Here is a 13,219-nt window from a genome sequence, read left to right as displayed (position 1 = left end):
TACGGAGATCCCGTTATGTTCAGACAGATAAAAGAGGCCCGGCTTAATGACATCCATCTGAAATACGATGAAGCCTCAGGTCTCAGAGCAATCATTGCAATCCATAACACCCGAAGAGGACCAGCCCTCGGCGGTTGTCGTATAATTCCCTACACCTCAACTGAAGATGCAGTTACCGATGCTATCCGTCTTGCCAAAGGTATGAGCTATAAGGCGGCGCTTGCCGGACTGGATCTCGGTGGCGGCAAATCCGTCATCATGGAGCCGACAGCCCCCTACGATCGGGAACAACTGTTCAGAGCTTTTGGCCAGTTTATTGAAGAACTGGGAGGCCGCTATATTACTGCAATGGATAGCGGCTCAAGAGTATCTGATATGGATGCCATCGCCTCTCAAACTCAACACGTTTCTTGTACCTCTTCGAGTGGTAATCCCGCACCTTCCACCGCCCTCGGTGTTTACAAGGGCATTCTGGCTACCCTGAAAGCTCATCCGGAATTTGGTTCTTCACTAAAAGGTATCAGAGTCGCTGTTCAGGGACTTGGTAATGTCGGCTTTGCCCTTTGCCAGTTACTGCATCAGGGTGGCGCCAAACTGATTGTCACTGATATCAATGAACAGAAACTTCAGCAGTGCATTGATGAGTTGGGGGCAACCGCCGTCAGTACTGAAGAAATCTATTCGGTTCCCTGTGACATTTTCAGTCCTTGCGGTCTGGGAGGCATTCTCAATAAAGACACCATCAGTCAATTGCAATGCACTGCTGTAGCAGGCTCTGCAAACAATCAACTGCTGGCTCCCGAATGTGGCCAGTTGCTGTTTGACAGAGGCATTCTCTATGCGCCGGACTACCTGATCAATGCCGGTGGACTGATCTTCGTAGCAATGACACACCAGGGTAAACCACAGAGCGAAATAAATGATCGCATCAACGCCATAGAAGAGACTTTGTTGCAGGTCTTTCGCTATGAACAGCAGCGGAAGACTCCCAGCAGTGTGATTGCCGATCATATGGCAGAAGCTCTGCTATTCGAATAGCAATCCTGACAACTGATGGCCTGACTGACTTCTCACAGTCATTACTTGTCACAACCATGGGTATGCGCATTTCTTTTTATCCCGGTGGTCAAACAGAGTCCCGTAGTAAAAAACACAGGAGCGCACCTTATGAAAACCAACGATGCCTGTCAGATTCCGTTCTATCAGTACCTCAGTGAGGAGGGAGAAGTCCTCCAACCTTTGCCAGAATGGACTGAAGATAAAGACACCCTGATTCAATATTACCGCACCATGGTCATAGCCAGAGCAGGTGATGCCAAAGCCGTTGCCCTGCAGAGAACCGGTCAGATGGGGACCTACCCATCCTGTCTCGGACAGGAGGCTATCAGCACTGTTTTTGGTTCACTGATGGAGAAAAAAGACGTCCTGATTCCTTACTATCGAGACCTTCCCGGATTGATGTTACGAGGGGTTCCCCTCTCCGATATCATGCTCTATTGGGGTGGAGATGAGCGAGGCAGTTCCGGTCCGGCCTGGGGTCATGACTTTCCGAACTGCGTTCCTATTGCTACCCAGGCAGATCATGCTGCCGGGGTGGCCACCGCGATCAAAATTCGACACCAACCTCAGGTGGCGGTGGTGTCACTGGGCGATGGCGCTACTTCCAAAGGTGACTTTACTGAAGCCCTGAACCTTGCAGGGGTCTGGCAGTTGCCTCTGGTATTTATCATCAATAACAACCAATGGGCTATTTCTGTTCCTCGTAACATTCAGTCCGGAGCCCCGACACTGGCTCAAAAAGGCGTTGCTGCCGGGCTGCCTTGCGCACAAGTGGATGGTAACGATGTTGTGGCGCTGCACGAAGTCATCAATGAAGCCATGATACGCGCCAGAGGCGGCAAAGGCGCTACAGTGATTGAAGCCATCAGCTATCGCCTGAGCGATCACACTACGGCAGACGACGCCAGTCGCTATCGTAACAGTGAAGAGCTACAGGATGCCTGGAACAAAGAGCCGGTAAAACGACTCAGAAACTTCCTGCATCACCGTGGCCTGTGGAATGAGCAGAAAGAGCAGGCGCTGAAACAGGAAGCTGCCGCCCTGGTTGAGAAAGAAGTCAAAACCTATCTGGAAACGCCACTTCCTTCTATCAGCGACCTCTTCGATCACACCTATGCAAATATGCCCCCGCAACTGGAACTGCAAAAACAAGCCGCTATGTTTAAAGCCGACGGAGGAACTCATTGATGAATAGTTCAGTATCTGAAAACCTGATCCGATCGACTGTCGACAGCAGCACAAATAAAATCACCATGGTGGAAGCCATCAATCTGGCTTTGGACCACACCATGAAACAAGACCCTGAGGTGGTACTGCTGGGTGAAGACATTGGTGTTAATGGCGGTGTTTTCCGCGCGACTCAGGGTCTGAGAGAAAAGTATGGCCTGAAAAGGGTCATGGATACACCCCTGGCTGAAGCCCTGATCGCCGGTATCAGTGTTGGTATGGCCACTCAGGGTCTGAAGCCTGTTGCGGAAATCCAGTTCATGGGGTTCATCTTCCCGGCCATGGAACAGTTGATATGTCATGCTGCCCGAATGCGAAACCGTACCCGTGGACGCCTCAGCTGCCCAATGGTTGTCAGAGCGCCTTTCGGGGGTGGTATCCGCGCTCCCGAACATCATTCTGAAAGTACTGAAGCTCTTTTTGCCCATATTCCCGGCATCAGAGTGGTCATTCCGTCATCGCCCGTCAGAGCCTACGGACTGCTGCGCTCTGCGATTAATGATCCTGATCCGGTTCTGTTTCTGGAGCCCAAACGCATCTATCGCGCGGTCAAGCAGGACGTTTCTGAAGAGACTCCACTGCTCCCACTCGACAAGTGCTTTACTCTCAAGCAAGGCTCCGACCTGACTCTGATCAGCTGGGGAGCTTCCATCAGCGAAACCCTTCAGGCCGCCAAAACTCTGGAACAACACGGCGTTTCCGTGGCAGTGATTGATGTCGCCACGATTAAGCCCCTTGATATGGAGACGATCCTGACTTCGGTTCGCAAAACAGGTCGTTGTGTGATTATTCACGAAGCCTGCCGAAGCTTTGGCGTAGGTGCTGAAATAGCTGCCGGGCTGGCCTCGGAAGCGCTCATGGATCTGAAAGCACCGATCGAACGGGTGACAGGATATGACACGACCATGCCCTATTATCGGATGGAAAATCATTACCTTCCCCAACCTGATGACATCATTAGGGCATCCCTGAAAACACTGGCGTATCAATGATATCCGCAGAGCCTTCAGCAAAAGGGCTTTCAGTAACAAGGACAAGAATATGAAATTTTTCAACCTGCCCGACCTGGGTGAAGGCATTCCCGAAGCCGATATTATTGAATGGCATATCAAGGAAGGTGACTCCGTCGCAGAAGACCAGATCATTGTCTCAGTCGAAACCGCCAAGGCTATTGTCGACGTTCCTTCACCTATCAGCGGTGTTGTCGCAAAACTCTGTGGCAAACCCGGCGACACCATTATGACCGGAGCGCCTCTGCTGGAGTTTGTCAGTGATCAGGAAGATGCCGGCACGGTGGTCGGCGAGCTAGCAACAGACTCTGATGATGACAGCACCGATGACCATTTTTTTATCGGTACACCACCTGAGTCCGGAAAAGCCCCTGCTGCTGAAAGCAGAGGTGACGTCACTGCACTGGCCGCCAAACTGGGTGTCTCTATCGATCCGAAAAGTGATGGCAAAAACTCTATTCGTCAGAGCTATCCCCTGGCAAACCCCGAGCCTGTCAAAGGCGTCAGAAAACACATGGCTCGAACCATGGCACAGTCTCATGCCGAAGTGGTACCTGTCACTCTGTTTGATGATGTGGATATTGAGCACTGGCCAAAAGGCACAGACATTAGCGTTCGGCTGATTCAGGCCATTACCGCAGCCTGCAAGGAAGAACCGACACTCAATGCCTGGTTTGATGAAACGGTGATGAGTCGTGAAGTCTTTACTTCCGTTCACCTGGGACTGGCTGTTGACAGTGAAGAAGGTCTGTTTGTGCCTGTTATCAGAGACGCAGAAAAACTGGATGCCACTGCTTTGAGAGACAGCATTAACAATTTTAGAAAAGCGGTTGAGGAACGCAGCCTTCCGCCATCAGAAATGCAGGGTGCCACCATAACTCTCAGCAACTTTGGTGTTTTTGCGGGTCAGTTCGCTACCCCTGTTGTTGTGCCGCCCATGGTGTGCATCATTGGTGTTGGCCGACTGAGAAGTCGTGTAGTAAGCGAAAATGATGAGATTCAGAATCACCGGATTCTTCCTATCTCTCTGACCTTTGATCATCGCGCAGTTACTGGTGGAGAAGCCTCTCGTTTCTTGCATTGCATGCTTCAGAAGTTGTCCGAATAATTTTATATCGGCTTTTACCAGTGGGTAGAAGCCGATTGTCATGAAAGTTGGATCTGTCAGTTAAACAGAGTCGAGAGATAATCCAGAGGCGCATAGAACTTTTTCCACTGAGTCCAGCCGGTCTCTGAAAGACCTTGTTCCAGTGGATAACCATAAACAGCGTAGTTTGAAAGACTATTGATAACAGCGAAAGTCAACGCAGGCACCAAAGTGACACCGGCTTTGATAAACGGATTGTTTGAGGTTATCTTCGAACTGCCAAACATAAGCAAGGCTCCCGCTCCGCCCAGGACTGTGGCTCCAGCTATGGCTCCGGCTCCGACTCCGGTTCCCACTCCGACTCCGACTGTGGCTCCAACTCCGGCTCCGGCTCCAACTAAGGCTCCGGCTACGAGTCCGACACCGGCTCCGGCTAAGACTCCGGATCTGGCTCCGGCTTCCAATCTGACTGTGGCTAAGCCTGAGGCTACGACTCCGGCTCCGACTCCGGCTACAACTCCGGGTCCAGCCTGTGCCTGTAAATCAATTGTTAGCAGTGAAATAATTCCCGAGAGGGTGCCGACAATCGCTGCGCTGACAACAGAAGCAAGAGTCGCTTTTGCTGGACTCAAGCCCTTATGAATCATGGATTCATAGACGACAGCCCCTGCCATAATTCCGTTAGTCATGGACAATATTGTGTATTCCCCTGTCGCATACCATTCGGTTGCAATATCCCTTAAGCTCATTTTTCTAAGAATTAACGCCGTAATAGCACTGGCTCCAGTTCTTGATACCGCTTCGGACGCAAGGTAGGTCAAAACTGCTACAGATATGAGCTCCTTTGTTTTCGTATTGGCGATATAAGCTGCCATTCCTGCACCGGCAAAATACAGGGGTTTCCACCAGCGCTGCTCCAGGGGCCAGGGAGACGCATGCCCGGCCAGCGCTACTTCGGCGGTAGTCACCACGGGCGCCAGTTGCAAACAGAAATCCGTTTTCAACTTCTCCAGCTCCCTTGTATCCAATGCAGCCAGATCATATTCGCCTGAAGTTCCGGAGACTATTTCCGCTGTTTTACAGACACCCCACCATATACCCAGGTTGAGCAGGGTAGACAAAGAGACTCCGGCAATGCTTTGCGTTAACTCGAGTCCATTTTCAACCAATGCGGTGTCATTAAAAGGCTTAAGAAAATCAAAATCATTTTGTGAGGGAGGGCTGGCCTTTGCCATCGAATAAAGCAAACACAAAAGTAACGGAAGCAGGTTGAATGACTTTTTCATGATGATTCTCCAGATACAGTGACTGAACTGGAAATATAGATTCTAAACGGAGCTATGAATGACAATATCCTTAACTACAAGATGCAGTGCAAATAAAGCAGCTATCTAATGCTTCCAATAGGCTGCGCCTTCGGCACAGCAACTGAAGCAGGCGTTAGCTGCCAGAGTTTACCGCTGATTCAGTGGCTGACAGTTGAGTCTGTCAGTTAAACAGAGTCGAGAGATAATCCAGAGGCGCATAAAACTTTTTCCACAGATTCCGGTCGGTCTCTGTAAGGCCTTGTTCCAGTGGATAACCATAAACAGCGTAGTTTGAAAGACTATTGATAACAGCGAAAGTCAACGCAGGCACCAGAGTGACACCGGCTATGATAAACGGGTTGTTTGAGGTTATCTTCGAACTGCCGAACATAAGCAAGGTTCCGACTCCGCCCAGGGCTGAGGCTCCGACTCCAGCTCCGATTCCGGCTCCAGCCCCGACTCCGACTACGGCTCCAACTACAGCTCCTGCCAGGGTTCCGGATAAAGCTCCGGTTGCAGCTCCTACAACTAAGGGTTCAGCTACGGCGATGACTCCGAGTTCTGCTACGCCTATAGCTCCGAGTAAGGCTAAGGCTATGGATCTGGTTTCGGCTGCAACTCTTTTTTCGGCTTCGACTCTGGTTTCGGCTGCGGCTCTGGTTTCGGCTTCGGCTGCGGCCTTTGCCAGTCCGTCCACATTCATTACAAACTCTGAAATAATTACAATCCCTATGCTAACAAGAGAAGCAAGTAGCGCTGTTTTTGGACTGAAGCCTTTATGAATAATGGCTACACAAACGGCGTACCCTGCCATAACCCCATTAATCAGAGACAATACTGCGTATTCCCCAGCCGCATACCATTCAGTTGTAATATTCCTTACGCTCATTTTTCTTAGCATTAACACCGACACAGCGCTGGCTCCGGTTCTTGATGCCGCTTCTGATGCAAGGTAGGTCAAGACTGCGAAAGGTACGAATTCCCTCCCTTTCGTCATAGAGGCACAAGCTGTCACTCCTGCACCGGCAAAATACTGCGGTTTCCACCAGCGCTGCTCCAGCGGCCAGGGAGACACATGCCCGGCCAGCGCCACTTCGGCAGTCGTTATCACGGGTGCCAGTTGCAAACAAAAATCCGTTTTCAACTTCTCCAGCTCCTCTGTATCCAATGCAGCCAGATCATATTTGCCTGAAGGCCCGGAAACTATTTGCGCTGTTTTACAGACACCCCACCATATACCCAGGTTGAGTAGGGTAGACAAAGAGACTCCGGTAATGCTTTGCTTTAACTCGAGCCCGTTTTCAACCAGTGCGGTGCCATTAAAATGCTTAAGAAAATCAAAATCATTTTTTGCGGGGAGGCTGACGGCCTTTGCCATCGAATAAAGCAAACACAAAAGTAACGGAAACAGGTTGAATGACTTTTTCATGACGATTTCCAGATACAGTGACTGAACTGGAAATATAGATTCTAAATGGAGCTATGAATGACAATATCCTCAACTACAAGGAGCGGAGCAAATAAAGCAGCTATCAAATGCTTCCAATAAGCTGCGCCTTCCTTCGGCACAGTCACTGAAACCTGGCTGCCAGAGTTCACCGCTGATTCAGTGGCTGACAGTTGGGTCTTCATTTAAACAGAGTCGAGAGATAATCCAGAGGCGCATAGAACTTTTTCCACTGAGTCCAGGCGGTCTCTGAAAGGCTTTGTTCCAGTGGATAGCCATATACAGCGTAGTTTGAAAGGCTATTGATAACAGCGAAAGCCAGCGCAGGCGCCAAAGTGGCACCGGCTTTGATACACAGATTGTCTGAGGTTGTCTTCGAACTGGCCAACATAAGCAAGGTTCCTACTCCGATCAGGGCTACGGCTGTAGATCCGACTCCCAGTGTGATTGCGATTCCATTTTCGACTCCGTCTCCGAGTCCGGCTCCGATTCCGGCTCCAGCTCCTGCCAAGGCTCCGGAATGGATTCCGACAAAAGATCCTAATCCTGCTCCTGATCCGACTCCTGATCCGACTCCTGATCCGACTCCTGATCCGATTTCTGCTCCGACCAGGGCTCCGGTTACGCCTCCAAGTCCAAATCCGACTGCGGCTACGACTCCGGCTCCAACTACGGATCCGGATACAACTCCGGCTAAGATTCCAGCCAGAGTTCCGGCTGCGGCTCCAGTCAGGGCTCCAGATGCAGATCCGGCTACGGCTCCAGTCAGTGCTCCAGCCATGATTCCGGCTCCGCCTCCGATTGCGATTCCGGCTCTAACTCCGGCCTTTGTCTGTTCGTCCACATCCGCTATTAACTCTGAACTAATTCCCGAGAGGGCTCCCACAATCGCTGCGCTGACAACAGCAGCAAGATTCGCTTTTGTTGGCCTGATGCCTTTATGGATCAAGGCTTCATAAGTGACAGCACCAACCATAACCCCATTAATCGCAGACAATATTGCGTATTCAGCAGTCACATACCTTTTAGTTGTAATCTCTCTTACGAACCTCGTTTTTCTCAGCATTGACACCGAAATAGCACTGGCTCCGGTTCTAAATAGCGCTTCTGAAGCAAGGTAATACATGACTCCGGCAGGTATGCGCTGCCTCGTTTCCGTCATAGAGGCATAAATGTCCATTCCTGCACCGGCCAAATAAAGGAGTTTCCACCAGTGCTGTTCCAGGGGCCAGGAAGACACATGCCCAGCCAGCGCCACTTCGGCGGTCGTTATCATGGGAGCCAGTTGCCAACAGAAATCCGTTTTCAACTCTTCCAGCTCCTTTGTATCCGATGCCGCCAGATCATAGGTGTCTGAAAGACCGGTGACTATTCCCGCTGTTTCACAGACAGCCCACCATATGCCCAGGTTGAGCAGGGTAGACACAGAGACTCCGGCAATACTTCCCGTTAACTCAAGCCCGTTTGCCACCAGTGCGGTGTCATTAAAAGGCTTAAGAAAATCAAAATCATTTTGTGAAGGAGGGCTGGCCTGTGGCGTCGAACAAAACAAACACAAAAGTAACGGAAACAGGTTGAATGACTTTTTCATGATGATTTCCAGATACAGTGACTGAACTGGAAATATAGATTCTAAACGGAGCTATGAATGAAAAAATCCTTAACTACAAGGCGCGGTGCAAATAAGGCAGCTATCAAATGCTTCCAATAAGCTGCGCCTTCGGCAAAGCCACTGAAACAGCTGGCTGCCAGAGTTCACTGCTGATTCAGTGGCTGACAGTTGGGTCTTCATTTAAACAGAGTCGAGAGATAATCCAGGGGCGCATAGAACTTTTTCCACTGAGTCCAGGCGGTCTCTGAAAGGCTTTGTTCCAGAGGATAGCCATAAACAGCGTAGTTTGAAAGGCTATTGATAACAGCGAAAGTCAACGCAGGTACCAAAGTGACACCGGCTTTGATACACAAGTTGTCTGTCTTCAAACTGGCCAACGAAACCAAGGTTCCTGCTCCGATGAATGCGGCTGTGGATCCGACTACCACTTTGAAGATTCCGACTACGTCTCCGAGTCCGGCTGAGGCTCCGGCCAAGGCTCCGGATAATCCGACAAGAACTCCCAATCCTGCTCCTGATTGGGCTGATCCGACTCCTAATCGGACTATGACTGCGGCTTTGACTCCGGCTATAAATCCGGTCTTTATCGGTTCGTCCACATCCGCTGTTAACCCTGAACTAATTCCCGAGAGGGCTCCCACAATCGCTGCGCTGACAACAGCAGCAAGATTCGCTTTTGCTGGCCTGATGCCTTTATGGATCAAGGCTTCATAAGTAACAGTACCAACCATAACCCCATTAATCGCAGACAATATTGCGTATTCAGCAGTCACATACCTTTTAGTTGTAATCTCTCTTACGAACCTCGTTTTTCTCAGCATTGACACCGAAATAGCACTGGCTCCGGTTCTAAATAGCGCTTCTGAAGCAAGGTAATACAAGACTCCGGCAGGTATGCGCTGCCTCGTTTTCTTATTGGCGGTATAAGCTGCCATTCCTGCACCGGCAAAATACAGGGGTTTCCACCAGCGCTGCTCCAGGGGCCAGGAAGACACATGCCCGGCCAGCACCACTTCGGCGGTAGTTATCACAGGAGCCAGTTGCAAACAGAAACCCGTTTTCAACTCTTCCAGCTCCTTTGTATCCGATGCAGCCAGATCATATGTTTTTGAAAGTCCGGAAACTGTTCCGGCTATTTTACATACCCCCCACCAAATACCCAGGTTGAGCAAGGTAGACAAAGAGAGCCCGGCAATGCTTTCTGTTAACTCAAGCCCGTTTGCCACCAGTGCGGAGTCATTAAAAGGCTGAAGAAAATCAAAATCATTTTTTGAGGGGGGGCTGGCCTTTGCCATCGAATAAAGCAAACACAAAAGTAACGGAAACAGGTTGAATGACTTTTTCATGATGATTTCCAAATACAGTGACTGAACTGGAAATATAGATTCTAAACGGAGCTATGAATGACAATATCCTTAGCTACAAGGTGCAGTGCCTATAAGGCAGCTATCAAATACTTCCAATAGGCTGCGCTTTCGGCACAGCGACTGATGCAGCCGATAGCTGCCAGAGTTCACCGCTGATTCAGTGGCTGACAGTTGGGTCTGTCAGTTAAACAGAGTCGAGAGATAATCCAGGGGCGCATAGAACTTTTTCCACTGAGTCCAGCTGGTCTCTGAAAGGCCTTGTTCCAGTGGATAGCCATAAATAGCGTAGTTTGAAAGACTATTGACAACAGCGAAGGCCAGCGCAGGCGCCAAAGTGACACTGGCTTTGATAAAGGGGTTGTTTGAGGTTATCTTTGAACTGCACAACATAAGCAAGGCTACCGCTCCGCTCAGGGCTGAGGCTCCAGTTGTGGCTCCGGCTCCGACTCCGGCTCCCACTTTGATTCTGGGTCCGGCTCCGGCCCCAACTAAGGCTCCGGCTCCGGCCCCGGTTCCAACTAAGGCTCCAGCTATTACTCCGACAATGGTTCCGGCGTTTCCGACTAAGGCTACGGCTCCGGCTTCCGCTCCAACTGAGGCTAAGCCTAATTCTACGACTCCGGCTCCGGCTCCGACTACGACTCCCATTACGACTCCCATTATGACTTTGGCTACGACTCCAGCCTGTGTCTGTTCACCCAAATCAATTGTTAGCATTGAAATAATTCCCGAGAGGGTACCCGCAATCGCTGCGCTGACAACAGAAGCAAAAGTCGCTTTTGCTGGACTCAAGCCTTTATGAATCATCGATTCATAGACGACAGCCCCTACAATAATCCCGTTAATCAAAGACAACATTGCGTACTCCCCAGCCGCATACCGTTCAGCTGCAATATCCCTTACGCTCATTTTTCTTAGAATTAACGCCGAAATAGCACTGGCTCCAGTTCTTGATACCGCTTCGGACGCCAGGTAGGTCAAAACTGCGACAGGTATGAGCTCCCTCGTTTTCTTATTGGCGGCATAAGCTGCCATTACTGCACCGGCAAAATACAGGGGTTTCCACCAGCGCTGTTCCAGGGGCCAGGGAGACACATGCCCGGCCAGCGCGACTTCGGCGGTAGTTATCACGGGAGCCAGTTGCAAACAGAAATCTGTTTTCAACTCCTCCAGCTCCTTTGTATCCGTTTCAGCCAGATCATATGTTCTTGAAAGCCCGGAGACTCTTCCCACTGTTTTACAGACACCCCACCAGATACCCATGTTGAGCAGGGTAGACAAAGACAGTCCAGCAATGCTTTCTCTTAACTCAAACCCGTTTGCCACCAGTGCGGTGTCATTAAAAGGCTCAAGAAAATCAAAATCATTTTTTGAGGGGGGGCTGGCTTTTGCCATCGAATAAAGCAAACACAAAAGTAACGGAAACAGGTTGAATGACTTTTTCACGATAATTTTCCAGATACAGTGACTGAACTGGAAATATAGATTCTAAACGGAGCTATGAATGACAATATCCTTAACTACAAGGTGCGGTGCAAATAAGGGAGCTATCAAATGCTTCCAATAAGCTGCGCCTTCGGCACAGCCACTGAAACAGCCGATAGCTGCCAGAGTTCACCGCTGATTCAGTGGCTGACAGTTGGGTCTGTCAGTTAAACAGAGTCGAGAGATAATCCAGGGGCGCATTGAACTTTTTCCACTGAGTCCAGACGGTCTCTGAAAGGCTTTGTTCCAGAGGATGGCCATAAACAGCGTAGTTTGAAAGACTATTGATAACAGCGAAAGTCAACACAGGTACCAAAGTGATACCGTTCATGATACACACGTTGTCTGAGGTTGCCTTCGAACTGACCAACATAAGCAAGGTTCCGACTCCGAACAGGGCTGCGGCTGTGGATCCTACTCCCAATGTGATTCCGAATCCGTCTACGATTCCATTTCCGATTCCATTTCCGATTCCGATTCCAGCTCCGGCTAAGGCTCCGGACAGGGCTACGACAAAAGCTCCAAATCCTGCTCCAAATCCTGCTTCTGATCCGACTCCTGATCCGACTCTTGGTCCGATTTCTGCTACGGTCAGGGCTCCGGTTACGCCTCCAAGCCCGACTCCGACTGCGGCTACAACTCCGGCTCCAACTACGGATCCGGATACAACTCCGGCTAAGATTCCAGACAGAACTCCGGGTCCGGCTCCGGCTCCGATTCCGGTTCCGAATCCGGCTCCAGATACAGATCCGGCTGTGGCTCCTGCCAGGCTTCCAGCCAGGGCTCCGGCTACGACCCCGATTCCAACTCCAGCTCCGACTCCGGCCTTTGTCTGTTCTTCCACATCCGCTATTAACTCTGAACCAATTCCCGAGAGGACTCCCACAATCGCTGCGCTGACAACAGCAGCAAGACTTGCTCTTGCTGGCCTGAAGCCTTTATGGATCAGGGCTTCATAAGTGACAGCACCAACCATTACCCCATTAATTGAAGACAATATCGCGTATTCCCCAGCCACATACCTTTTAGTTGTAATATCTCTTACGAACCTCATGTGTCTTAGAATTTGCACCGAAATAGCGCTGACTATGGTTCTTGATAACGCTTCTGAAGCAAGGTAAGTCAAGACTCTGACAGGTATATGCCGCCTCGTTTTCGTCATAGAGGCATAAATGTTCATTCCTGCACCGGCAAAATAAAGGAGTTTCCACCAATGCTGTTCCAGGGGCCAGGAAGACACATGCCCGGCCAGCGCCACTTCGGCGGTAGTTATCACAGGAGCCAGTTGCAAACAGAAATCCGTTTTCAACTCTTCCAGCTCCTTTGTATCCGATGCAGCCAGATTATAGGTGTCTGAAAGCCCGGTGACTATTCCCGCTGTTTCACAGACACCCCACCATATACCCAGGTTGAGCAGGGTAGACAAAGAGAGCCCGGCAATGCTTCCCGCTAACTCAAGCCCGTTTGCCACCAGTGTGGTGTCATTTAGAGGCTTAATAAAATCAAAATCATTTTGTGAAGGGGGACTGGCCTCTGTCGTCGAATAAAACAAACACAAAAGTAACGGAAACAGGTTGAATAACTTTTTCATGGTGATTTCCCAGATACATTGACTGAA

General features: G+C 50.2%; 10 protein-coding genes. 4 read left to right on the top strand and 6 right to left on the bottom strand.

From position 1 onward, the window contains the following. Positions 1-15 precede the first annotated feature (15 nt). The 4 genes from ACOMHB_RS02525 (at position 16) to ACOMHB_RS02510 (ending at position 4,404) form a co-directional block, all read left to right on the top strand. Positions 16-1,038 carry a Leu/Phe/Val dehydrogenase gene (locus ACOMHB_RS02525; protein ID WP_448215366.1) on the top strand — a complete coding sequence of 341 codons (1,023 nt, stop codon included), beginning with the start codon at positions 16-18 and terminating at the stop codon, positions 1,036-1,038. Between the two features lie 129 nt (positions 1,039-1,167). Next, a complete protein-coding gene (gene pdhA / locus ACOMHB_RS02520; protein WP_448215365.1) occupies positions 1,168-2,247 on the top strand; it encodes a pyruvate dehydrogenase (acetyl-transferring) E1 component subunit alpha in 1,080 nt (359 codons plus the stop codon). Continuing rightward, the gene (locus ACOMHB_RS02515) at positions 2,247-3,278 is read left to right on the top strand and encodes an alpha-ketoacid dehydrogenase subunit beta (protein ID WP_448215364.1); all 1,032 of its coding nucleotides are present in this window, start codon (positions 2,247-2,249) and stop codon (positions 3,276-3,278) included. Before pdhA ends, ACOMHB_RS02515 begins: the two co-directional genes overlap by 1 nt. 49 nt (positions 3,279-3,327) lie before the next feature. Next, positions 3,328-4,404: a dihydrolipoamide acetyltransferase family protein gene (locus ACOMHB_RS02510; protein ID WP_448215363.1), complete on the top strand. Its 1,077-nt coding sequence runs from the start codon at positions 3,328-3,330 to the stop codon at positions 4,402-4,404. Positions 4,405-4,460: 56 nt separating this feature from the next. Here ACOMHB_RS02510 and ACOMHB_RS02505 read toward each other — a convergent pair whose 3' ends face one another. The 6 genes from ACOMHB_RS02505 to ACOMHB_RS02480 form a co-directional block, all read right to left on the bottom strand. Further along, on the bottom strand, positions 4,461-5,669 hold the full coding sequence (locus ACOMHB_RS02505; RefSeq protein ID WP_448215362.1) for a hypothetical protein: 1,209 nt from the start codon (positions 5,667-5,669) through the stop codon (positions 4,461-4,463). A 202-nt stretch (positions 5,670-5,871) separates the two neighbouring features. Then, positions 5,872-7,119, bottom strand: a complete 1,248-nt coding sequence (locus ACOMHB_RS02500) for a hypothetical protein (RefSeq protein ID WP_448215361.1) — start codon at positions 7,117-7,119, stop codon at positions 5,872-5,874. Between the two features lie 199 nt (positions 7,120-7,318). Next, positions 7,319-8,728, bottom strand: a complete 1,410-nt coding sequence (locus ACOMHB_RS02495; protein ID WP_448215360.1) for a hypothetical protein — start codon at positions 8,726-8,728, stop codon at positions 7,319-7,321. A gap of 197 nt (positions 8,729-8,925) precedes the next feature. Then, positions 8,926-10,095, bottom strand: coding sequence for a hypothetical protein (locus ACOMHB_RS02490; protein ID WP_448215359.1), 1,170 nt, complete (start codon positions 10,093-10,095; stop codon positions 8,926-8,928). Between the two features lie 201 nt (positions 10,096-10,296). After that, positions 10,297-11,562 carry a hypothetical protein gene (locus ACOMHB_RS02485; RefSeq protein WP_448215358.1) on the bottom strand — a complete coding sequence of 422 codons (1,266 nt, stop codon included), beginning with the start codon at positions 11,560-11,562 and terminating at the stop codon, positions 10,297-10,299. 202 nt (positions 11,563-11,764) lie between these two features. Then, a complete protein-coding gene (locus ACOMHB_RS02480) occupies positions 11,765-13,192 on the bottom strand; it encodes a hypothetical protein (RefSeq protein WP_448215357.1) in 1,428 nt (475 codons plus the stop codon). Between the last annotated feature and the right edge of the window lie 27 nt (positions 13,193-13,219).

This window comes from Endozoicomonas sp. 2B-B (assembly GCF_053470045.1).
Note: the sequence above shows the minus strand (reverse complement) of the source record. Positions and strands in the feature narration are given on the sequence as shown.